The sequence below is a fragment of the Acinetobacter sp. YH12046 genome (assembly GCF_013419905.1).
Classification (GTDB): domain Bacteria; phylum Pseudomonadota; class Gammaproteobacteria; order Pseudomonadales; family Moraxellaceae; genus Acinetobacter.
This window is the reverse complement of record NZ_VOZF01000004.1, coordinates 23,631-45,313: the sequence shown is the minus strand read 5'-3', so window position 1 is coordinate 45,313 and position 21,683 is coordinate 23,631. Positions and strand designations below refer to the sequence as shown.

At 41.0% G+C, this 21,683-nt stretch carries 23 protein-coding genes; 16 read left to right on the top strand and 7 right to left on the bottom strand.

What is annotated here, in order from left to right; genetic code table 11:
• Positions 1 to 166: 166 nt before the first annotated feature.
• Positions 167 to 448 (bottom strand): DNA-directed RNA polymerase subunit omega, encoded by a 282-nt coding sequence (rpoZ, locus tag FTU03_RS04370; protein WP_004650579.1) that lies wholly within the window; start codon positions 446 to 448, stop codon positions 167 to 169.
• 77 nt (positions 449 to 525) lie between these two features.
• Positions 526 to 1,149 carry a guanylate kinase gene (gene gmk / locus FTU03_RS04365; protein ID WP_179992166.1) on the bottom strand — a complete coding sequence of 208 codons (624 nt, stop codon included), beginning with the start codon at positions 1,147 to 1,149 and terminating at the stop codon, positions 526 to 528.
• Positions 1,150 to 1,284: 135 nt separating this feature from the next.
• Here gmk and ispH point away from each other — a divergent pair, with 135 nt between their 5' ends.
• The 12 genes from ispH (at position 1,285) to rplS (ending at position 11,658) form a co-directional block, all read left to right on the top strand.
• Positions 1,285 to 2,235 (top strand): 4-hydroxy-3-methylbut-2-enyl diphosphate reductase, encoded by a 951-nt coding sequence (gene ispH / locus FTU03_RS04360; protein ID WP_179992165.1) that lies wholly within the window; start codon positions 1,285 to 1,287, stop codon positions 2,233 to 2,235.
• Between the two features lie 161 nt (positions 2,236 to 2,396).
• Complete coding sequence (locus FTU03_RS16170) at positions 2,397 to 2,822, top strand: Tfp pilus assembly protein FimT/FimU (RefSeq protein WP_257225557.1); 426 nt, start codon at positions 2,397 to 2,399, stop codon at positions 2,820 to 2,822.
• Positions 2,823 to 2,832: 10 nt separating this feature from the next.
• On the top strand, positions 2,833 to 3,279 hold the full coding sequence (locus FTU03_RS04350; protein WP_179992164.1) for a prepilin-type N-terminal cleavage/methylation domain-containing protein: 447 nt from the start codon (positions 2,833 to 2,835) through the stop codon (positions 3,277 to 3,279).
• Positions 3,272 to 4,123, top strand: coding sequence for a PilW family protein (locus FTU03_RS04345; protein WP_179991495.1), 852 nt, complete (start codon positions 3,272 to 3,274; stop codon positions 4,121 to 4,123). The genes FTU03_RS04350 and FTU03_RS04345 overlap by 8 nt, the downstream gene beginning before the upstream one ends.
• Positions 4,120 to 4,896 carry a hypothetical protein gene (locus FTU03_RS04340; protein ID WP_179992163.1) on the top strand — a complete coding sequence of 259 codons (777 nt, stop codon included), beginning with the start codon at positions 4,120 to 4,122 and terminating at the stop codon, positions 4,894 to 4,896. The genes FTU03_RS04345 and FTU03_RS04340 overlap by 4 nt, the downstream gene beginning before the upstream one ends.
• A gap of 10 nt (positions 4,897 to 4,906) precedes the next feature.
• Positions 4,907 to 8,536, top strand: coding sequence for a pilus assembly protein (locus tag FTU03_RS04335; RefSeq protein ID WP_257225556.1), 3,630 nt, complete (start codon positions 4,907 to 4,909; stop codon positions 8,534 to 8,536).
• An 8-nt stretch (positions 8,537 to 8,544) separates the two neighbouring features.
• A complete protein-coding gene (locus FTU03_RS04330; RefSeq protein WP_373684490.1) occupies positions 8,545 to 8,943 on the top strand; it encodes a prepilin-type N-terminal cleavage/methylation domain-containing protein in 399 nt (132 codons plus the stop codon).
• A gap of 8 nt (positions 8,944 to 8,951) precedes the next feature.
• Positions 8,952 to 9,356 (top strand): type IV pilin protein, encoded by a 405-nt coding sequence (locus FTU03_RS04325; RefSeq protein ID WP_179992161.1) that lies wholly within the window; start codon positions 8,952 to 8,954, stop codon positions 9,354 to 9,356.
• Between the two features lie 138 nt (positions 9,357 to 9,494).
• A complete protein-coding gene (gene rpsP / locus FTU03_RS04320; RefSeq protein ID WP_004826436.1) occupies positions 9,495 to 9,752 on the top strand; it encodes a 30S ribosomal protein S16 in 258 nt (85 codons plus the stop codon).
• Positions 9,753 to 9,773: 21 nt separating this feature from the next.
• On the top strand, positions 9,774 to 10,322 hold the full coding sequence (rimM, locus tag FTU03_RS04315; protein ID WP_004787070.1) for a ribosome maturation factor RimM: 549 nt from the start codon (positions 9,774 to 9,776) through the stop codon (positions 10,320 to 10,322).
• Positions 10,323 to 10,365: 43 nt separating this feature from the next.
• Complete coding sequence (gene trmD, locus FTU03_RS04310; protein WP_179992160.1) at positions 10,366 to 11,115, top strand: tRNA (guanosine(37)-N1)-methyltransferase TrmD; 750 nt, start codon at positions 10,366 to 10,368, stop codon at positions 11,113 to 11,115.
• Positions 11,116 to 11,286: 171 nt separating this feature from the next.
• The gene (rplS, locus tag FTU03_RS04305) at positions 11,287 to 11,658 is read left to right on the top strand and encodes a 50S ribosomal protein L19 (protein ID WP_004787066.1); all 372 of its coding nucleotides are present in this window, start codon (positions 11,287 to 11,289) and stop codon (positions 11,656 to 11,658) included.
• Between the two features lie 523 nt (positions 11,659 to 12,181).
• Here the strand turns inward: rplS and FTU03_RS04300 are convergent.
• From FTU03_RS04300 to FTU03_RS04290, 3 genes are all read right to left on the bottom strand, one after another.
• Positions 12,182 to 13,150 (bottom strand): triacylglycerol lipase, encoded by a 969-nt coding sequence (locus FTU03_RS04300; protein WP_034704494.1) that lies wholly within the window; start codon positions 13,148 to 13,150, stop codon positions 12,182 to 12,184.
• A 169-nt stretch (positions 13,151 to 13,319) separates the two neighbouring features.
• Positions 13,320 to 14,330 (bottom strand): triacylglycerol lipase, encoded by a 1,011-nt coding sequence (locus FTU03_RS04295; RefSeq protein WP_179992159.1) that lies wholly within the window; start codon positions 14,328 to 14,330, stop codon positions 13,320 to 13,322.
• A gap of 505 nt (positions 14,331 to 14,835) precedes the next feature.
• A complete protein-coding gene (locus FTU03_RS04290) occupies positions 14,836 to 15,864 on the bottom strand; it encodes a lipase secretion chaperone (protein ID WP_179992158.1) in 1,029 nt (342 codons plus the stop codon).
• A gap of 153 nt (positions 15,865 to 16,017) precedes the next feature.
• Between FTU03_RS04290 and truB the strand changes: the two genes are divergently transcribed.
• From truB to FTU03_RS04275, 3 genes are all read left to right on the top strand, one after another.
• A complete protein-coding gene (gene truB / locus FTU03_RS04285; protein WP_179992157.1) occupies positions 16,018 to 16,923 on the top strand; it encodes a tRNA pseudouridine(55) synthase TruB in 906 nt (301 codons plus the stop codon).
• A 15-nt stretch (positions 16,924 to 16,938) separates the two neighbouring features.
• Complete coding sequence (locus FTU03_RS04280) at positions 16,939 to 17,706, top strand: TSUP family transporter (protein WP_004787054.1); 768 nt, start codon at positions 16,939 to 16,941, stop codon at positions 17,704 to 17,706.
• Positions 17,707 to 17,833: 127 nt separating this feature from the next.
• Positions 17,834 to 18,301, top strand: a complete 468-nt coding sequence (locus FTU03_RS04275) for a hemerythrin domain-containing protein (protein WP_179992156.1) — start codon at positions 17,834 to 17,836, stop codon at positions 18,299 to 18,301.
• 72 nt (positions 18,302 to 18,373) lie between these two features.
• Here FTU03_RS04275 and FTU03_RS04270 read toward each other — a convergent pair whose 3' ends face one another.
• Positions 18,374 to 19,258, bottom strand: a complete 885-nt coding sequence (locus FTU03_RS04270; protein ID WP_179992155.1) for a DMT family transporter — start codon at positions 19,256 to 19,258, stop codon at positions 18,374 to 18,376.
• A gap of 332 nt (positions 19,259 to 19,590) precedes the next feature.
• Here FTU03_RS04270 and FTU03_RS04265 point away from each other — a divergent pair, with 332 nt between their 5' ends.
• A complete protein-coding gene (locus FTU03_RS04265) occupies positions 19,591 to 20,721 on the top strand; it encodes a hypothetical protein (RefSeq protein ID WP_179992154.1) in 1,131 nt (376 codons plus the stop codon).
• Between the two features lie 45 nt (positions 20,722 to 20,766).
• On the opposite strand, the gene FTU03_RS04260 is transcribed toward FTU03_RS04265, so the two are convergent.
• A complete protein-coding gene (locus FTU03_RS04260; protein WP_179992153.1) occupies positions 20,767 to 21,633 on the bottom strand; it encodes a DMT family transporter in 867 nt (288 codons plus the stop codon).
• Positions 21,634 to 21,683: the final 50 nt, after the last annotated feature.

Genomic DNA, 21,683 nt, shown 5'->3' with positions numbered 1-21,683 from the left:
ATGAAATGTATAACATAAAGTGGGTCAGTTTTTTCATATCAACAAGTGAAAAATTTATACTGACTTTAGAGCTAACCCTTATGTTATAACCGTTCTGCGCAAAATATAAAAGTCACAGAACAAAAAAAGCCTAGTTTAAAACTAGGCTTTTTGGAATGGTTTATTCTTATTGGAAAGAAAAACCATCTAAATTTAGATTATTTGCAGAAAGAGCAAGGTCTAAACTAGAAGTTTGATAATCTTGATCACGTTGTTTCAAAATATCTTTTGATACATGACCTGCAGCGATTTCACGTAAAGCAACTACAGTCGGTTTGTCATTGTCCCATTCTACAGTTGGTTCAATGCCTTGACGTGCCAATTGACGCGCGCGTTTGCTTGCCACTAGTACAAGCTCAAAGCGGTTGTCTACATGGTCTAAACAATCTTCAACGGTTACGCGTGCCATAAGAATTCTCGTTTTGAATAGTAAATTTCAACAGACTGCACAGTATAAAATGCTTTGTCTGGAGACTCAAGTTTTAATCACTGTTCGCTTGGAGTAATTAAAGCCTGGATCAGTTTTTCATGGCGGGACGCTTGCTGGGAAAGCACCAGTCGATTGGCAATAATCACAGACTCAAGATCATGTAATGCTTTATTAAAGTCATCATTGATAATGACATAATCAAAGTTGACATACTGCTGCATGTCTTCGACTGCACAGCTAAGACGGTGTTCAATCACTTCAACAGAGTCTGTACCACGGTTGGAAAGACGCTGACGCAAATCAAACTGGCTTGGCGGAAGAATGAAAATCTGTTTAGATTCAGGAAAAAGTCGACGGACTTGTTGTGCACCTTGCCAGTCAATTTCAAGTAGTACATCATGACCTTTAGCAAGTTGTTCTTTTACAGTCGCTTGTGCTGTGCCGTAATAATTACCAAAGACTTCGGCATATTCAATAAAACCACCTTCCTCGACCAGGTTTAAAAAGTCTTCTTTAGTCGAGAAATGATAATGTACGCCATCGAGTTCGCCAGGTCGTTGACCGCGTGTCGTATGAGAAACAGAAACATGAAGATTGTTGACGCGTTCAAGTAATGCTTTAACGAGGGATGTTTTGCCCGTTCCAGACGCTGCAGAAACGACAAACAAGAGACCCGACATGATATTTTTCCTGATATGATAAAATATCTTCTCTATTTTAGAGTAGACCGGCTTTAAACTAAATAGTTGTACGTCGATTGTTTTACATTTATTTCAATTGTAGCGCCATAAATTGAGTGAGTATTGAGGATTTCTATGGAAATTGTTTTAGCTAACCCGCGTGGTTTCTGTGCCGGTGTGGATCGTGCCATTGCGATCGTGAACCGTGCCCTAGAATGCTTTAATCCACCCATTTATGTGCGTCATGAAGTGGTGCATAACAAATTTGTGGTTGATGACTTACGTCAGCGCGGTGCGATCTTTGTCGATGAGCTAGATGAAGTTCCAGATGACAATATCGTGATTTTTAGTGCACATGGGGTGTCTAAGGCTGTGCAGCAGGAAGCCGAACGCCGAGGTTTAAAAGTTTTTGATGCGACCTGTCCATTGGTCACTAAAGTACATATTGAAGTGACCAAATATGCCCGTGAGGGAGTAGAAGCGATTCTGATTGGTCATGAGGGTCACCCAGAAGTTGAAGGCACTATGGGGCAATATGATAAAAATAATGGCGGTGACATTTATCTGGTCGAAGATGAAGATGACGTCGCTGCTTTAACAGTTCGTAATCCTGAGAAAGTCGCTTTTGTGACCCAAACGACTTTGTCGATTGACGATACAGCGAAAGTCATTGATGCGCTTCGCAGAAAATTTCCGAATATTCAAGGCCCACGCAAGGATGATATTTGCTATGCGACACAAAACCGTCAGGATGCTGTACGTGATTTAGCTGCACGTTGTGATGTTGTGTTGGTTGTAGGATCACCGAATTCATCCAATTCAAATCGCTTGCGCGAACTGGCGGAACGTATGGGTAAAGCAGCCTATTTGGTTGATAATGCAGATGAGCTCAAGCAGGAATGGTTTACCAATATTTCTAAAATTGGGGTAACCGCAGGTGCTTCCGCCCCGGAAATTTTAATTAAGCAGGTGATTCAGCGTTTACAGGATTGGGGTGCACAGGCACCCAAAGAGCTGGATGGGCGAGAAGAGAATATTACATTTAGTCTGCCAAAAGAGTTACGTATTCCTGTAACACAGGCTTAAATTGTTAACTATTTAACAATTTATTTTTTATTAAAAAATAAGCAGATAGCTATAATATGACAGTTATCTGTTTTTTTATGCCATTTATCTGCTCTGTGTGGGTTTTGTAACTTTCATGGGTATTATTTTAACTGGGTAGAAGTTTTAGCTTGGGGGAGCGCATGCAGAAAGAAAAAGGATTTACCTTAATTGAGCTGATGGTGACGATTGCTGTATTGGCGATTGTTGCAAGTATAGCTGCTCCTTCTATGAATGATTTTAGAAAGAACCAACAGTTAAAAGAACAGGAAAATAAAATTAAATTGGCACTCACAGAGGCGCGTACAGAGGCACGTTTGCAAAATAAACCTATGACAGTTGTGTTTAGTGCATCAAGTTCGGGTGCATCTAATACAATTTTTGTTGATGTAGATAGTTCTAAATTTAATTTTAATATGAAGAATAAAAAAATAACTTTTTACAGTAATGGTTTGGCTGACACTTCTGAGGGATCATGTTTGAGTATTTCTGATATTGATGGGGAGCGAACTAAAGCATTAAAAATAGAAAAATTGGGAATACTTTCAACTAGTAACAGTTGTTCTTGAGGTTGAGTGAATGATAAGTAGTCAAAAAGGTGTGGGCTTAATTGAAATTATTACTTCTTTAGTCATTCTTGCAATCGCTGCTATGGGATTTGTTGCCTTGCAATATCGAACCTTGGAAATGGCATCCGAATCTTTAAGTCGTGTTGAAGCTGTCAATATAGCTCGGAATTTATCTGAGCGGATGTATGTGAGTCGTACCTCTTATACGAATTGTTTTAAAGGGTCATGTTCTGGAGATACATTTGCAGGTAAGGATTGGAATGAAATGCATGAGTTGGCAGCCGCTAGAGGTATGAATATAGGAGTCTATAAATGTCCAGAAACGACAAATGGGCGTCAATGTATTTATGTTGCTTGGGGCGAGACAGATGCTAAGCCTGGTTCTTGCACTGAAACTGCTAAATTTGCATATAAGTCTGATGCCAAGTGTGTAGTGGTGGAGGCATTCAATGAATAAATCTCATCAGGGCTTCACGCTTATTGAGCTTATGGTGTCACTTGTACTTGGCTTGATTATCGTTGGTGCTGCGTTTCAGATGCTAATTTCTGGGCAACGTAGTTTAGCCTTTCAGGAGTCTATTCAAGGTCTACAAGATAATGCAAACATAGGTATCAATTACGTTGCCGATGATATCAAGCTGGCTAATCTTAATTTAAGGTTTAGTGAAATAAAACCAAGCCAAGTCTCTGGACTTGTTGTAAAAAGTGCCAATTATCTGAATGGTGCAACAACGAGTACAACCGTATCCGGTACAGGGTCAGCCTCAGATTTTGTAAGCACCACGAGTGATGTGTTGGTGATTCAATACAAACCTGACCCATCCAAAGAATATGATTGTGAAGGAAATACGATCAGTGCAAATGATGTTGTTGTTCAACGCTACTTTGTAAGACGTGATGATAACGGCGCGACACATGATTATGTTTTAGCATGTGATGCAGGAAAATATAAAGAGGGTGTTGCGTTATCTAGCTTAGATGGTAAAGGTCAAATTATTATGAAAGGAGTTGATCTTTTTAAAGTGCGTATAGGTGTTAAAGATAAAGATAATAATTTGTCATATAAAACTTTAGGTGAATTTGCTGACGAACCTAATACATCTAAAGCAGTTTCTTTACAGATTGGGATATTATCCCGCTCCTTAGATAGTATTAGTGGCAATTCAGAAGAAAAGTTAAAGCACAATATATTAGGTAAACCTTACACAATCACTAAGCCAAGTACAGTAAAAACAAAATATGTTTGGATTCCAGTTGAACGTACGATTGCGCTTCGTAATGGACTGGGGGAAGAGTTATGAACAAAGTCAATCAGCAAGGTTCAACAATTATTGTGGTTATGGTGGTTGTTATTTTACTAACGATCATTGGTGCTATGGCCATGCGTGGCGGTATGTTTGGTCTAAGAATTGCGACCAATAGCCAAGTGAATAACATTATGGACCAAAATAATGATGCCTCTTTTTATTATATTGAAAATTTAGATTTTATTAAGAAGCAATTGGTTGGAATGGGATTATTTGGATTCCCTAAAATGGCTGATAATCGTAATAAAGAATTAGTACTTTGCTATCGTGGAAGTTCTACGAAATTCTATCAACTTGGTAAGGCAAGTCTAATTTATTCAGAACTTGAAAGTGGTTCTGAAACAGTGAAAAAAGAGCATATTGGGGGCTCTTCAAATATGGGGTTCTGCCAAGTTGATTCTTCTAAGTCTGACTTTGTAAGTGGTCGTGGTGCTGCAATGACTCAAATCGCTGTGCGTATATCAGGTTATTCAGAGGATGAGCCATTTGCGCATTATCAAATCGGGACAGATGCTGAAACAGGAAAATTAGAGGACACATTACGTGTGGTTGTAAGCTCAACTACTGTTATGCCAGTACTTAGCTCTGCAACGGATACCACCATAAATAATTGTATGCAGAACTTAAGTTATATCGATGATCCAGATTCTGACTTGCAGACGGTTTCAAAATGTTTGAGCGGTGCAAGTGTTCCATTCAAGACTCAAGTTGCAGAATATAATTTGGGTCAATTCATTAAAAAATATTCTGCTCCAGCAAGCTCTTAGGAGAGCCGTTATGAAAATTAGCACACAGATGAAAAAAAAATGGATGCAATTTAAAGTATCGGCTTTATCTGCATCAGTGACAGTTTTAATTGTAAGTGGTATTCCTACTCAAATCTCAGCGTCCGATATTGATATTTATCAGGCGGGTGGTACTGGAAATATCGATGTACATTTCATGCTTGATATTTCAGGGAGTATGGGGGTCTATTCATTATTCGATGACTACCAATACTATGATTCTGACAATAAAGTAAAAAAACTAGGCCAAAGTTGCGAAACGAAAGAAGTTAATTATGGAGGATTTGAAAAGGTAAGTACTTTTACAGCGAATAAAGGTATAAAGGTGATCACCTTCACAAGTTATGGAAACGGGAAGAATTATAAAAAAGATGGAAGTAATTACTATTACGTGGGTAGTGGTGGAGATTATAAAATAGATGATTATTATGATGCTAAACGTGGGGATAGATCTAATTTATATGTCTGGAAAGATAACTTGGTGACTAAATCTGTGGAATCTTGTAATGATGAATATGCTTGTAAGGGGGCATTATTCCAGCAAAATAGTACCTACTATATTTACAATGGTGAATATTTGCCAGAAAATTTAACTGTTCAATTTGGTGGAAATGAATATATTTATGCCCCTCAAGGAGAAGCCTATTGTCGAGTAGAATTAGGTGTAATGGGAACATCAAATGTAGAAGAAGAATATAAAAATAAAATTAAAAGATCTTGTGAACCAGAAAGCTCCGGTTCAGATACATATAGGTGCTTAACAAGACTAGCAAAAATGAAAAAAGGTTTACTTGAGTTAGTGGCTAGTGATACGACTCAATCCCATATGAATTATAGTTTAGGTTATTATCCATTAACAGATAATACACAAAATGGTGCTGTCATTAATTTTGGAACCTCAACAAACCAAAAAAAATTCTTAGCTATGGATAAAGAGGGTAAGCAAAAGTTTTTAACCGAAATTACCAAATTAAAAGCATTTGGTGGGACTCCAATTTCGCAAGCTTATGAAGTTTCCAGGGGGCTGTTTGATAAAACTGCTGTAAATGCCAAACAAAGCTGTTTAGGTCAAGGGATATATTTCTTGACCGATGGGGAGCCTAGTAGTGCTGGTAATAATTATTGGTCAAATATCCATACTAATGCCGCTTCTAAAAGGACGGTGAATGGTGTATTAACAGCAACAGTAGGGTTTGGTGGAGGATATGACTTAAAAGAAAGTGGAGGAAATGGGGGATTCTTCAAATGTGACTCATTAACTAAAAATGATCATAAGTCATTATGTAAGTGGGGAGAAAAAGCACAGAGCAATGGAAATGGTGGATTTTATAATGCTCAATCAACACAGGATCTTGTAAAAAGTATTGAACAATTTGTTGATGATGTTTCTGTGGAAATCGAAGGTTCTACCATGGGAACCAATACTATTCCTGTGGATGCATTGAATCCAACACAATTACAAAACTATTCATATTTCCCGATGTTTAAACCAATTGCTGGAGGTAAAGAGCAGTTATGGGCTGGCAACCTCAAGAAATTTAAAGTTAAAACTAGTACGGGTACAGTTGTAGATCAATCAGATAAGCCTGTATTTAAAGATGGAAAAATACAAGAAAAATTAAGTGATTATTGGTATGAAAGTGCGGGTAGCTCTGATGATGATGTATATATGGCTTGGGGCGGTTTACTAAGTAAGCTTAAAGTTCATCATAAGCCATTAATCACATCTGGAAATTTGGGTTCTAATCGGAATGTTTATTTAGATGTTGGGGTTAATAATGGCAGTGCTTTAAAGCATGCAGTGGCCGATGTTCTTAAAGGTAGTGAAACTTTAGAAAATAAAAAACACTATTTATATGGGTTATTGGGGTATTCAAAACTCACCCAAAGTGATTTCGATGCATTGGCAAGTAAATCATACAATGACCAAGTAAGCTATTTACAGACAAAAACAGCCAATCAAGACTTCCAAATGGGATCTGTGATTCACTCAACGCCAATCATGTTGACGCAAAAAGGTACCTTTGAGGAAAAAGATGGTGAATATGGTGTTTCTGAGCGGGAGGACTATATTTTAGCAGGGACGACACAAGGTCTAGTTCAGGTTGTAAATGCAGATAATGGTAAAGAAGTCTTTAGCTTCTTACCAAGCGAGTTTTTAACACGCCAAAATAACTCTCAAGAAAAAGGTTTTGCAGAATCTTTGGCAATGGGGCGTTTTTCAACACAAAATACTGATAATTTCTTTTATGGTGTAGATGGACCATGGGTAGCCCATACTGAATACGAGTATAGCTTTGAAGGTGATAAAGAAATTATGACTGCTAAAAAGCAATATGCTTATGGTGGTCTACGTATGGGTGGTAGAAGTTATTATGCACTGGATTTAACTAATTTGGGCAAGACCTCTGGAAAACCAAAACTTCTATTTGCTATTAAACCGGATGATCATACGACTGGAGCTTTGTCTTATATGGGAGAAAGTTGGTCAAAACCAGTCATCACTTATATTCCTTGGAAAGGTCAGAAAAAGTTAGCCATGATTGTAGGTGGTGGCTATGATCGCTTATATGAAAAACAGCTGAGTAACACTGAATTAAGTGGAACTGTTAAAGGAAATGGAATCTATATCTTTGCTGCTGAAGATTTGGATACTAATACCAAAGCGGGTACTTTGTTGTGGTGGGGAAGTAGTGATGCTACTTCTAAAGGTGGTGCTATTGAGTCTAAAGAAATTAAAGCAATGACACATAGTATTCCATCACGTGTGAAAGCGGTCGACCGTAATGGTGATGGTATTACAGATCACTTGTATGTGGGTGATTTGGGTGGACAGGTTTTCCGTATTGATTTTAATTCAAAGTTGGGTTCAAGTGCGGCGAGTAGTAACCTAGTATATCAAGCAAACAAAATAGCAGACCTAAATACCACTGGTAAATCTCCAAGACGTTTCTATGAGGCTCCAACATTTACAATTCATAAAGATGACAACGGCAAACGTTTTGCAATGGTGACATTGGCTTCAGGAGATCGTAGTAGTCCATTAGACACGGGCACGTCTTATCCTCAAGATTATGTTGTTGCAATTAAGGATGATACTGTGACGTCTAGTCCAATAGGTACTCCTACATTAATTACCGTAGATTCGATGCACGATATAAGTGGTACTGGTAGCTTTAATAAAGGTACTCATAAAGGCTGGTTTTTTCCAATGCCTAAGTCAGATGGGAAACAATTACGTGGTATAGAGGAAGGAATTGCAATCGATAATGACCTGTATTATTCAGTGTTCAATCCAGATGCGAGTACAGCGAAAGAAGAGGGTGGAGCAGATGATTGTACGGGTGGTGTAACAGGAAAAAGTATCGCATATAAATTCTGTCTGCCATACGGTGATAAAACTTGTTTTGGAGCCACTTCATCAAGTAATCCGGAAAAAATTGCTGAATTGGGGGCTGGTATTATTGGTTTGACATTTGGTGCAGGTCGGACTCAGGTGAATCATAGAACCCTTATTTTCAATAAAGATGTTAGCCCAGCACCTCCAGAGTATGTGGTGTCGGATAAATTAGTACCGAAACGTTGGTTTGAATATTTACCATTTAATTCTGGTGGTGAATAGTTATGAAAATCAACCAAGGCTTTACTCTGATAGAGTTAATGATTGTAGTTATAATTCTAGCTATCTTGGCAGCCATTGCACTGCCAAGTTATCAGGCTCAAGTTCGTAGAGGTAATGAAAAGCTTGCTTTGCAACAAATCGCTGATTTGAGTCTTGAGCTTGAGAAAGAGAAGTCACGTAACTTTAGTTATGAAGGTATGAATGGAAAAAGTGTGTCAGCTAATGTAGGAACCAAGCTGATCTATACAACGACTGTCACATCTAGCCTAAGAAAATGGTCGATTAAATCTTGTGTGAATCAGACTTTAGATGATGCTGGTTTGTATAAAAATTATGCATCAAATAGCCAGGGAGCAACATGTGAATGGTCCGATACTTCTTGTACAGTACCATCTAAATGCCAATGAGGGATCAAATGAAATCATATAAACAAGGTTTTACGCTCATTGAATTAATGATTGTTGTGATCATAATTGGTATTTTGGCTGCAATTGCTTATCCAAGCTATACGGGTTACCAAGAAAGAACCAAACGCGTTGAAGCTCAAAGTGTGATGTTAGATATTGCGCAACAGTTATCCACATATAAAGTTGCTCATGGTAGTTATAGTGGTATATCTACTGCAACTTTTATTACGCCAAAAGTTTCTGATGATGTTAAAAAGAATTATACATTGGGCTTAACATTGTCAAATGATAATCAAGTATGGACGATGGAAGCAATTCCTCAGGCCACTACAGGTAAGCTAACTTTGGATAGTAAAGGTAATCAATGCTGGGTCAAAACCTCAGACCCATGTGCATCTTGGGACGGTAAATAAATTCAAAACTGTGGATAACCAATTTTTAATCTTTCATTCAGGGCAAAGTTCAAGTAAAATATTGCCCTCTATGAAAGGGGTTTGAAGTGTTCCGGTGGTCGGTACATGAATAATCCGTAAAAACTATAAGGTTCTATCATGGTTGTTATTCGTCTTGCACGCGGTGGTGCTAAAAAACGTCCGTTCTATCAAATCATTGTGACTGATAGCCGTAATGCACGTGACGGTCGTTTCATCGAACGTATCGGTTTCTTCAACCCTACAGCTCAAGGTAAAGCAGAAAAACTTCGTTTAGATGCTGACCGTTTTGCTCACTGGGTTTCTCAAGGTGCTCAACCTTCTGAACGTGTTGCTTCTTTAGCTGCTCAAGCTAAGAAAGCTGCAGCTGCTGCTTAATTTTAAGGTAGCAGGTAGCCCATGACACCAACACAGAATGTTCCCGAAGATCGTATTCAGATTGGACAGTTACGTTCAGCATATGGATTAAATGGGTGGCTCTGGGTCTATTCCAATACAGAACCTATGAGCAACATATTTGACTACCTTCCTTGGTACATTGAGACCAAAGCAGGTTGGCAAATTGTCGATGTAAAACGTTGGAAACCACATGGCAAGGGCTTGGTTGTTTCGCTAAAAGGTGTGAGTGATCGTACCGCAGCAGACGGCCTGGTGGGTGCTAATGTCTGGATTTCTAAATCGCAACTGCCTCAACCAGGCGTGGACGAGTATTACTGGTCTGATTTGAAAGGTCTAACTGTGTTAGGTCTGGATGAAGAAGAACAGGAAGTGAATCTCGGTCAAATCCATGAAATGTTTGAAACAGGTGCCAATGACGTGATGGTAGTTCGCGCTACTGCTGACAGCGTCGATGGCGAAGAGCGAATGATTCCATGGCATAAAGATGTGGTACAGCGGGTTGATCTCGAAGCTGGTCGTATCTACGTAAATTGGGGCGTAGATTATTAATCCTTAAAAAGGGTTAACACAGCAGGAAAATGAGGAGTCTGCGGTGTTCTTTGCAGTCATTACGCTTTTTCCTGAAATGTTTGAAGCGATTACAGCCTACGGTATTAGCGGGCGCGCAGCAAAACGTGATTTGATGCAAATTCATTGTATTAATCCACGAGAATTTGCTGAAGGGAACTATAAACGGGTGGATGAACGTCCATTTGGTGGTGGTCCCGGTATGGTGATGATGGCTGAGCCATTAGCGAAAGCAATTCATCGTGCCAAAGAGCTTGCAGCGCAAGCGGGTGCAGTTAACGTTCCTGTGGTGTATATGTCACCACAAGGAAAAACCTTAAATGAACCTGCGGTACAGGACTTCGTTAAATATGACGGACTGATTGTATTGTGCGGACGTTATGAAGGTGTCGATGAACGTTTGATCCAGAAATATGTTGATCAGGAATGGTCGATTGGAGATTACGTGTTATCGGGTGGTGAGCTCCCTGCGATGGTTTTATTGGACAGTATTATCCGGAGACTTCCGGGTGCAATGTCAGATGAACAATCACACGTACAAGACTCATTTGTGGATGGTCTGTTAGATTGCCCACAATATACCAAGCCAGACCATTTTGAAGGTATGGATGTACCGGACATCTTGAAATCGGGACATCATGCCAATATTGAAAAATGGCGGTTTTTGCAGCGATATCAGCGCACTTTGGAACGCCGGCCTGAATTGGTAGAAAAAGTTGAACTGACCAAGCAGCAAAAGAAATGGCTAAAAGATTTAAAAAGTGGCAACAACTAATCCTGTTGTCCAAATCTGTATTTAAGCAATGTTGTTTAAATATTTAAAATAGGCTCTTTATGCATTGAAGCGGTCAAGCATAAAGGGAAAGTCAATCGGGTCTATGCGATTTAGCCTCTATACCCAGCGATAATCAGACCTCTTCTGACTCGCACATATTGGAGATACCCCATGAGCGGTAAGCATCCTTTAGTACAAGCTGTTGAAAATGCTCAGCTTAAACAAGACATCCCAGCTTTTGCACCAGGTGACACAGTAGTTGTCCAAGTAAAAGTAAAAGAAGGCGACCGTGAACGTCTACAAGCGTTCGAAGGCGTTGTCATTGCTAAGAAAAACCGTGGTCTGAACTCTGCGTTCACAGTACGTAAAATTTCTAGCGGTGTTGGCGTTGAGCGTGTATTCCAAACTCACTCTCCAATCGTTGCTAAAATCGAAGTGAAACGTCGTGGTGACGTTCGTCGTGCTAAACTTTACTACCTACGCGAATTGTCTGGTAAAGCTGCACGTATTCGTGAAAAATTGCCAGCTCGTAAACAAGGTTAATTTTAGCCTTGCTTTTAAGCAAAAAAATGCGCCTTTGGGCGCATTTTTTTATGTTTGCTTTTATCTGGATTTATTCGAAATGTTCCTGCAAAGGCAAGATCATGGCATCCAAAATATCCAAGAAAATTTTATGAATAAACATCAGGAATAATACAAAATATCCCCAAGACTGGAATCCTGCATTAAAAAGTTGAATGCAAATAAAACATTGTGTGATAGCCAGTAAAATACTGATCCATACATTTGCGATAATATGTCGATGACAAGAGGGACAATAATAAGGCTCATATTTTTTAAATTGAAAAGGATTAATCACTTTTCGTTTGCAACAGGGGCAGGTTCTTTTAAATCTGTTTTTGATTTCTATAGAAGGTATCTGCATTTATTTTATTTCACAGTTCTTTTTATATTTGATGAATATTTTATATGCAGTTTAATCATGATTAACAAGTAAATTTTAAGAAAAAATTTAGCGAAAAATAAGATGGAAAAAGCCTCTGGATGAATAGAGGCTTGTGTAGCTCTATAAACCTTGCAGTTTTAAGCGGTTGGCATGCTGGCGATAAACATCGACTGGGTCTGGAGCAAAGACATTTTTTAACCCGAGTAACTGGTTCACTTCGTCCAGGTGGTTCCAGTTGTAGTTATCCCGAATGGTTTTACCGAATTTGGCACTACAGCGGGAGACCAGACCATCATTTTCCTTGCCGCCATCAATGAGCAGGGCTGTAACTTTGAGTGCTGAATCAGGATCGAGCGGGTTGGTAACTTGGCCTACACCTGTGAATGAATAGTTGTAGATACCTTTTTGTTGATATGCACCTTCACCACAGGTGGTAGTCGGCATACCAATGGGATATCTCTGATTAAAGTTCGCAGAGCCCAATGCCGTTAAACTGCTGCCACCCGCAAGTGAATCATGCGGATAAGAGTTTGGGTCCAGGCCTTGAGCCCAGGTAATGGCTTTAGAAACCAGATTTATTGTGCCGACCAGTGGCGCTTCAATAGCAGTCCCTTCAGCTTTTAGAATCAGGTCTGCAACCGGTGAACCTTTGTGCGGTGCACCTACTGTGGTTAATGAAGCCACCAGTTTAGGTTCTGAACCGGCCACATAACGAATTGTTGGGCCACCATGTGAGTGTCCGATCAGATTAACTTTATCTGCTCCGGTAATTGCGGCAATTTCCTTGACCTGCTCCAAAAGTTGTTCACCGCGAATTTCAGATGAGTTAAAAGGGGAGACTCGCGTTGCCCAAACATTCGCACCATTACGGGCCAGATCAGGTAAAATCTGATACCAATAGTCCAGTCCAAACTGGTCAGTGCCAACCCGAATGAAACCCGCCATGCCGTGTGAAAATACAATCGGATATTTGGTTTTGGCATATTGTGAACTGGCTTTCGCCGTCACCTGACTGGCCTGGGTAGAGGCATGAGCCGTAAAGCAGGCCGCTGCCATGAGCAGACCTGTCGTTAATACTCCATATTTCATCATTATTTCCTCATTCTTGTTGTTGTGTTAAGGCGATCCTCGCCATAATGTGGGGAATAGCCAGCTGAAAAGCTGACCCATTAAGCGTTTTGAGTGTTTTATCTCCCTATTTTTTTAAGTGAAAATAACGAAAAAGCCCTTATATCCGTAGATATAAGGGCGATGAAAATTATAGATTCTGAAGTTTTAAACGATTGGCATGTTGACGGTACATCGCCACCGGATCCGGAGCAAACAGGCCTTTAAGACCAAACATCATATTGGCCAGATCGGTATGGTTCAGCTTGTACTGGTCATTAATCACCTTACCAATGAATGCACTACAACGGGCAACCATGCCATCGTTGTCTTTATTGCCGTAAGATAAAGGGCCAAGCTGCATCAGGATGGTATCGATATCCAGTGCATTGGTCGCTTGAGCCACACCGGTCCAAGAATAATAATAGATACCGTTACGGTCTTTTGATTTCAGGTTCTTATTACAGTTTTCTGTGGAGGCTAAGACACCATCCTGCACCATCTGTTTGGCCACGCTGGCATTAAAAGAGCTGGAGCCAGTTTGGGTCAGGGATTTCATGGATGCATCGAAATCAATTTCCAGTTCAGGTTTGAACTGTCCCAGTGCGATCAGTGGCCCAATAATATAATCACCGAGAACATTAAAAGCAGTGCGGGTAAGAGTATTGTTCTGAATATCATCGGCCACTTTAGAGCCATGATAGGTGCCTGCAACCCCCGTAATGGATGCAATCTGCTGCGGTCGAGTCGCTGCCACATAGAGTACAGTCGGGCCACCATGGGAGTGACCGATGAGATTGATTTTTTCCTTCCCTGTAATTGCCAGCACTTCATCGACCTGATGAATGAGCTGTTCACCACGGTGGGTCGTGGTATTGGCAGGCGACAATTGGGCGGCAAACACGGTAGAGCCATTACGAGCCATATCCGGCAGAATCTGATACCAGTAATCTAAGCCAATGGTATCAGTACCTATGCGTTGCCAGCCTAGCCAGCCATGCACCATCAGAATAGGATATTTGGTTTTGGCATAGTCTGATTTGGCTTTTTCAGTGACCTGAACTGCACTTGCTGCCGCCTGGGTTTGTGTTGAAAAGCCAAAACCGAGGCCTGCTGCCAAGGAAAGCGCCAGCATCTGTGTTGTTTTAATAAAAGTACGCATAACCGTTCCTTTGTTCATTTTATTGTTATAAAAAGCAATCATTGCTCGGGAGTATTGATGCACGATAAATATTGAAGTTGGATGTCTCGATCGTGCAGACCTAATCTTCAATCACGCGCAAAAATTATTATTTTGAAGCAGAAGCATTTTTTCATGCTGATGAGCCAATTCCATGTCATTTCGGGCCATGCCTGATGAGCATTTATGAGTCCATAAATTTGCAATTTATATACGTATGTATTTTATTGTTAACTCCTTGAAATATAAGATTGATGAATGTTTAGGTTGAAATAGTTAGAAACAAATAACAATGTTAAAAAAAGTAATCAGCCCAAGAAAATCAAGGCTTTCAGAGAGAAATGGCTCTGTCAAACTCTCAAAATAGAGGGTCAGCGTTACTGTTTTTATATAAGAGATGAGACAAAAAAAAGGGAATAAGAGAAGATATTCGACGCCGTAGCAGTACTGTGTAGCTACGGCGTCAATGAGCAATTTTAGCTGAAAATTAATTGGCAAAGGGTAGGGTCCCACCCTGATCATGTACCTGTTCAAATGTACCTACACGAAGCCGTTCTTCAGGGCGCTGGAAATGTTTCTGACGCAACTGATCAACTGCCTGCTGTTTGGCATTTTCACTCAGGCCACTTTTTAGGATGTTATCGCGCTCGCCCAAGTAACGCGTCACACTGGATTTCCAATTCGCACGTTCATCATCAAGTTTTTCCAGACGTTGGGTTGCTTCAGGACCGACCAGATTCAGTCGCATCTGACGGATTTCTTCCGCAGAACCACCTCGGGCTTTAATATCAGCCGTAAGTTTACGCAGATCTTCCAGTTTATTCAGCTGCTCCAGATTTTCTTGCCAGTCCTGCGGTAACTGTGCAAATAGTTCTTTTAGTTTCTGGGCTTTTTCTGCTTCGCTCAGTTGTTTATCCGCCATGACTGCCATACGGTCTAAGGTATATTCATGATAGGTATCTTCAGTGCCAAACAGTCCTTCAATTTCATAATCAGAGAAAAAGCGCTTACGCAGATTCTGGGTGTTGGCATAGATACTGCGGTAGTAAGCTGGATCTTCTTGATCCAGACCTACAGGTGGAGTCAGTTCTCCCAAACCTTGACGATACTGGATATAACGGTTCCAAAGATCCAGAACTTGTGAGAGTGCAGGATCCTGATAATTTTGCTGAATATAGGCTTTAAAATCTCGCTGGATTTGTTCGAGGGTTTTTTCCCCATATTGGGTAATAAAATATTCAAAACAGTTACGGGTCTGTTCATTGACAATCAGGCGATTGCTGGCATCCATCTGCATCTGGCAATTAATTTCCGTATCCTGCTGGCTTGGACTCGGGAATATATTATTTACGGGGCCATTGGCCAGTGCTGCTGCCTGTTGAGCGCTGCTTTCATTGGTGGATTGCGGGCCCGAGACACGTGCCTGTGCTTCATCCCTGGGCGCAAGCCATAGAATCAGGGTAATCAAGCACAATACGATGAGCGCAATCACGATCCATAGTTTATATTTCTGCATATCCTATGCACCTTTATTTTAATTATCGGATTATTTTAAATTTTGCATTCGGCAGGATAGGAGATATTGCACCTTATATGCTGTAGAAAAGTTGTAAATAATTGGCAGGGGTTTTACCATTGCGCCAATTTATAAAATGTCTGACTTTTTGCCATGAAAGCTTCATCTCCTAAAATTCAGCGTCGTCATATCAGCGGTGTATTTCTATTAAATAAGCCTCTAGGCATCAGCTCGAATGCTGCATTGCAAAAAGTACGCTGGTTATATCGTGCGCAAAAAGCTGGACATACTGGTGCACTAGATCCCTTGGCCTCCGGTCTTTTACCGATCTGTCTGGGTGAGGCGACCAAATTTTCGCATTATCTGCTGGATTCAACCAAGCGTTACCAGACCACAGTTTTTCTGGGACATAGCACTACGACAGGTGATGTCGAAGGAGAGATTCTGCTGGAAAAACCGGTCCCTAAACTGAATGAAGAGTTGATTCAGGAGACAATTGCCAAGTTTGTTGGTGAGATCCAGCAAGTGCCACCGATGTATTCGGCTCTGAAAAAAGAAGGTCGTCCGCTGTATGAGTTGGCGCGTAAGGGCATTGAAATCGAACGTGAAGCACGTCCAATTACCATTTATGCAATTGAGCTTTTATCTTTGACTGAAAATAGTATTACGCTGGATGTGACCTGTTCTAAAGGCACTTATATCCGGGTACTCGGCGAAGATATTGCCAAAGCACTCGGTACTTATGGTCATCTGACTTATCTGCACCGGATTCAAACCGGTCATTTTGACCTTATTCCAAGATATACCATTGAATATCTGGAAAGCTTGACTGAGGCAGAACGTGAAGCACTATTACTGCCAGCTTATGCACCGGTACAGCATTTCCCGCAGATTCAGGCACCGGAAGGCCGTGCAGAATATTTTAGCCGAGGTATGGAAAGTAATATCGATCATCCGGCAGAGCCACAGGTGTTGGTCTTTGATGGTGAGAAATGCTTAGGCCTGGCTGAAATCACGGATAAAAAACGTCTGGTACCTAAACGTGTTCTTAATCTCTAGGCGCGTTGAATAACAATGGACATCGAGATTATCCTCAGTCTGGTGCTTTTTGCCTTTATGGCCGGAGCGATTGACGCTGCTGTCGGTGGTGGCGGTCTGATCCAGATCCCGGCGATTATGAGCAGTCTGCCGCAGTTGCAACCTGCCACGGTATTTGGCACTAACAAGCTGGCCTCTATTTTTGGTACAGGCTCGGCAGCCTTTTCCTATCTTAGACAGGTCAAACTGCCATGGGTTTTACTTGGTGTAATTGCGCTGTGCAGCTTTATTAGCTCATTTATTGGAGCAGCCAGTGTCACCTTGATTCCGGTGGATATTCTCAAGCCTTTTGTGCTGATTATGCTGATCGTGATTGCGATTTATACTTTCATGAAAAAGCAGTTTGGTCGGGTACATGTCGAGCAAAAGCTGAATAAAAAGATGCTGATACTGGCAGCACTAGGCAGTCTGGCCATCGGTTTTTATGACGGAATTTTTGGCCCAGGCACGGGCAGTTTCTTTATCTTTTTCTTTATCCGTTATCTGAGCGTGGATTTCTTGCATGCCTCAGCTTTATCGAAAATTGCCAATTTCACTACTAATCTCGCGGCACTGAGTTTCTTTATTCCTACAGGTCATGTGCTATTTCTGGTGGGTGCCATGATGGCAGCTGCGAATATTTGCGGTTCGCTATTAGGAGTTAAACTGGCCTTTAAATATGGCAGCGGTTTTATCCGGATTCTGTTTCTGATCCTGGTCAGTTTGCTGATTTGCCGTATGGCTTATCAGATGTTTTTAGCCTAAAAATAGATGTAAACTATTCTCAATATTAAAGTTTTTTATACAAATTCGCCTTATAAATATTCCTGACCATTTGCCGGTTTCACTCTATGCTGAAGCAAAGGCATGACAAAAACAGGAGAAAAATTACATGACCACCATTTTTGAAGCATTAAGGGAAAGTCATGAAATCCAGCGTGATCTGGCAGAAAAATTACTGCAAACTTCGGGGGATTCGCCAGAACGTCGTGAGTTGTTCAAGCAGCTGAAGAATGAACTGTTTGCGCATGAAACCGCAGAAGACCGTTACTTTTATATTCCCTTGATGATGACAGATCCCGGCCTGAACATTACCCGTCACGCCTTGGCAGAACATCATGAGATGGATGAAATGATTGAGGAACTGACTGAAACTGAATTTAGTAGCCCAAGCTGGATTGCAATTGCCAAGAAACTGTCAGATAAGGTACATCATCATTTGAAAGAAGAAGAGCATGCTTTCTTCCAGCAGGCCGGAAAAATTCTGGGAGATGAACAAAAGCAGGCTCTAGCGGATCAGTACAAAACTGAATATCAGCGTTATAAAGAAATGAAAAAAGACATGCTGGTTAAAAGCTAATATTTAAATTTATTTAAATTCAAATTTTCATGACAAAAAAAGATGGCCAGAGTGCCATCTTTTTTTATTTATTCAGCTTTCTATTTTCCGGGTTTTATATTGCTGTCGTGCTTCCCGCATGGTCACGCCAACTGAAGCCAGCATAATACAAACCAGTGCGACGGTTTGAAGTAGCGTAATTTTTTCACCCAGCAAAATAAAACCTACCAGTGCCGCCAGAGCTGGAGACAGACTGGAAAGCGTACCATAACTGGTTTTATTCAAGTGCTGAAGCGCTTTTAAATCCAGCGCATAAGGAATGGCTGTTGCCAGCACTGCGATGGTAATGGCCTTGCCCCAATATTGAGTATCAATCAAAGCAGAGGTGTTGTTATATAGGCCGATTGGTAGTAAACACAGGGCTGAAATACTGATGGCAATCGTCAGTGCATGCATCCCGATATTTTGCTGTACCACGCGTTGCCCAAAATAGATATATAGGGCCCAGCAGAGGCCGGCCCCTAAGGCGCAGGCTGCACCAAACAGGTCAAAGTTACTGCTATTGGCTTCCCCCCATGGCACCATCAGCACAATACCTAAAATTGCCAGTAATACCCAGACATAGTCCTTACGGTTCTGAATCGAAATTAAGGCCAAGCCTAGCGGGCCAATAAATTCCAGTCCGACCGCAATTCCTTGCGGGAGTTTACCCAGCGACATGTAGAACAGGATATTCATCACGCCTAGAGAAGCACTATAGCAGAGCAGATCCCGCCATTTCAGGAATTGTAAACGTCGGATAACTTTCCAGGAACGGAACATGATACAGACAATAATGGCGGCAAAGCAGAGTCTTAAAATAGTGACAGTGATCGGGTCAAGCACCAGGAAAAGTTGCTTGGCGAAGGATGCACTGATCTGGTATGAAGTCATGGAGAGAACCATGTACAATACAGCAAGAAGTTGGACGTTTGGCATGGGAGAAACTACTTATACCAGAAGGGTATAATCGAGATACAGAAGAAAGCGGAAGTATATCAAACTGGTTAATTTTTGATGAGTAGGGCAGAAGAATATTTTGTGAATACGAAGCAGATTTTGGATCAGTGGATTTAAATTTTTGATTTTATCCCCCACCGAAAAAATTAAATTCAACGTTAATTGTTGATGAGATTGTGGTTACAAATTAATCAATTTTTAATTTGATCTTAATTTTATATTTATTAAAATGGCTTAGACCTCATGATTTGGGTCAACTTTAAAATAACAATGAAAAATAAAACGATCAAAAAATAATAAGGTAGATAATAATGAAATTAAGATTACTCTCTTGTGCTGTCTTGAGCCTTATGCTGACTGCATGTGGTGGCTCTGATTCTGATAATAACGAGCCAGTCGCAGGCCAACCAACCCCAACCAATCCTGGAACCCCGGATAATGGTGATGGAACATCAGATACGATTTCTGAATTCTATACCTATCAGTTCAACCTGCCGAATATTGATGCTTCAGATATGGAGTCGGAAAAGCTTCTATTGGCCAGTCATAAAAATAAAATCACTGACGGCATCTTGTATGCAGATGATAACCGGACTGTTAATACTGAATATGATCTTGATGAAGATATGACCTTCCCAATTTATGTCACAGAAAAAGGCGTATTCCCTGCAGATCGTGCCCGTACAGCATTAGGTTATAAACTGGAAAAAGTACTGGAAAATACTTCTGAACAATTTACCAGTCGTCCCGTCACTATTCCGGAAAATAACATCAGCAATCATCGACACCTGGAGTGGTACGACCTGTCAGGTAAAGCCTTAACTGAACGTACCAATATTGCTGTCGTGAAGATGTATGACGATACCGAGACCAGAGTTTTCTTTAATACTGATACCACGGATGCTGAACGTAAATATTACAATCAATTTGCTACCAATTTTGTCGGTTTACAGAAGGCGCGTACTTTCCCGAACGGATCTAAATGTTTCCGTATTCTGGCGGAACATCCTGAGGAAGAATTTATTGAATTTGATCCGGATATCAAAACTGGCTATCGTACACTGGCTGAATGGCAGACAGGCGAGTCTGTTCAAGAGATGGCGAAAACCATTTTAGATGGCACGATGGCTAACCTGAAATTTAAAAAAGCCGAATATAAAGACGATGCGCAGCAATATTATAAATACTTTGGGGCGATCGAATATCAGGGTGAAATTTATTCCAGTACTTTCTCGGAACATGGAGAGCATATTGATCATGCCGATTATATTGCTCAAGCAAGAAAAGCTGCCTTGGACAATTTAAGGGAAGAGGGTGCAACTCCTCTAATGCTCAAATGGACAGATTACCTGTATGACCATCTTGCTTCGGCATGTGATGGCTATAATGTGACAGCAGCTACAACATTAAATACAGCTATTAAGGATGCAACGCCACGCTAAAATTAAATAGGTCATTTAAAAAAGGCGCTTGAGCGCCTTTTTTATTTAGTGCTTTCTTCTTTGTGTCATCACCGTACAGCCAATCGACGCACTGATAATGGTGGCCAGTGCCAGCCATTGTGTCCACAATAAAGTTTCGCCTAAGAATACAAAACCGGAGAGTGCTGCAACCGCAGGTTCCAGGCTCATTAGAGTGCCAAAACTCAATGCGGTTAAATTACGCAGTGCAATCATTTCCAAAGTAAAGGGTAAGGCACTGGCAAGTGCAGCCAAAATAACAAAATACATGAGGCTGCTTGGCTCAAACACATGAGCAGGCATTCCCGCAAATAGGGCAATCGGCATCAGCACCAGCATGCCGACGAACATGCCCAGACACACGGTATGATTCCCTGATACACCCGAAGGTTTTTGTCCGGCCACGATATACAGTGCCCAGCAGGAACCTGCACCTAAGGCAAACAGGATGCCCATCGGGTCAAGCGGTTGTGCAGCCTGATCAAAGGGAAACAACAGAACCAGCCCCAGAATGGCCAATCCTACCCAGATAAAATCAAATTTCTGCCGGGCATAAAACAGGGCAACACTTAAAGGGCCAATAAATTCAAAAGAGACTGCGATTCCAATCGGCAATCGATCAATTGCCAGATAAAACAGCATATTCATGCCAGCTAATGCCAAGCCATAGCTGATAATGGCTGGCCATCTGACCTGGCGGAAATTGATCTGCCAGACTTTAAAAATGAGCGCCAGAATCAATGCACCCAATAGCAGGCGCATGGCAGAAACGGTCAGGATCGGGAACTGGCCAAACAGATATTTGGCAAAGGAGCCGCTGCTCTGCATGCTAATCATCGCGATCAGCAGAATCAGCGGCGCTTGCACCATAGGTGCAATTTTAAGATTTGGCATGACTAAATTTGTTTCGATTTCTCGAAGAGCGGAAGAGCAGCATCAGCTGA

Bases quoted from the DNA above. Each gene is read 5' to 3' on its own strand.
- FTU03_RS04290 (WP_179992158.1), bottom strand. From the start codon at position 15,864: ATGCAGAAATATAAACTATGGATCGTGATTGCGCTCATCGTATTGTGC.
- FTU03_RS04350 (WP_179992164.1), top strand. From the start codon at position 2,833: ATGATAAGTAGTCAAAAAGGTGTGGGCTTAATTGAAATTATTACTTCT.
- FTU03_RS16170 (WP_257225557.1), top strand. From the start codon at position 2,397: ATGCAGAAAGAAAAAGGATTTACCTTAATTGAGCTGATGGTGACGATT.
- ispH (WP_179992165.1), top strand. From the start codon at position 1,285: ATGGAAATTGTTTTAGCTAACCCGCGTGGTTTCTGTGCCGGTGTGGAT.
- rimM (WP_004787070.1), top strand. From the start codon at position 9,774: ATGACACCAACACAGAATGTTCCCGAAGATCGTATTCAGATTGGACAG.
- FTU03_RS04325 (WP_179992161.1), top strand. From the start codon at position 8,952: ATGAAATCATATAAACAAGGTTTTACGCTCATTGAATTAATGATTGTT.
- FTU03_RS04345 (WP_179991495.1), top strand. From the start codon at position 3,272: ATGAATAAATCTCATCAGGGCTTCACGCTTATTGAGCTTATGGTGTCA.
- rpsP (WP_004826436.1), top strand. From the start codon at position 9,495: ATGGTTGTTATTCGTCTTGCACGCGGTGGTGCTAAAAAACGTCCGTTC.
- FTU03_RS04275 (WP_179992156.1), top strand. From the start codon at position 17,834: ATGACCACCATTTTTGAAGCATTAAGGGAAAGTCATGAAATCCAGCGT.
- FTU03_RS04335 (WP_257225556.1), top strand. From the start codon at position 4,907: ATGAAAATTAGCACACAGATGAAAAAAAAATGGATGCAATTTAAAGTA.
- rpoZ (WP_004650579.1), bottom strand. From the start codon at position 448: ATGGCACGCGTAACCGTTGAAGATTGTTTAGACCATGTAGACAACCGC.
- FTU03_RS04280 (WP_004787054.1), top strand. From the start codon at position 16,939: ATGGACATCGAGATTATCCTCAGTCTGGTGCTTTTTGCCTTTATGGCC.
- rplS (WP_004787066.1), top strand. From the start codon at position 11,287: ATGAGCGGTAAGCATCCTTTAGTACAAGCTGTTGAAAATGCTCAGCTT.
- FTU03_RS04340 (WP_179992163.1), top strand. From the start codon at position 4,120: ATGAACAAAGTCAATCAGCAAGGTTCAACAATTATTGTGGTTATGGTG.
- FTU03_RS04270 (WP_179992155.1), bottom strand. From the start codon at position 19,258: ATGCCAAACGTCCAACTTCTTGCTGTATTGTACATGGTTCTCTCCATG.
- FTU03_RS04295 (WP_179992159.1), bottom strand. From the start codon at position 14,330: ATGCGTACTTTTATTAAAACAACACAGATGCTGGCGCTTTCCTTGGCA.
- truB (WP_179992157.1), top strand. From the start codon at position 16,018: ATGAAAGCTTCATCTCCTAAAATTCAGCGTCGTCATATCAGCGGTGTA.
- gmk (WP_179992166.1), bottom strand. From the start codon at position 1,149: ATGTCGGGTCTCTTGTTTGTCGTTTCTGCAGCGTCTGGAACGGGCAAA.
- FTU03_RS04260 (WP_179992153.1), bottom strand. From the start codon at position 21,633: ATGCCAAATCTTAAAATTGCACCTATGGTGCAAGCGCCGCTGATTCTG.
- FTU03_RS04265 (WP_179992154.1), top strand. From the start codon at position 19,591: ATGAAATTAAGATTACTCTCTTGTGCTGTCTTGAGCCTTATGCTGACT.
- FTU03_RS04300 (WP_034704494.1), bottom strand. From the start codon at position 13,150: ATGAAATATGGAGTATTAACGACAGGTCTGCTCATGGCAGCGGCCTGC.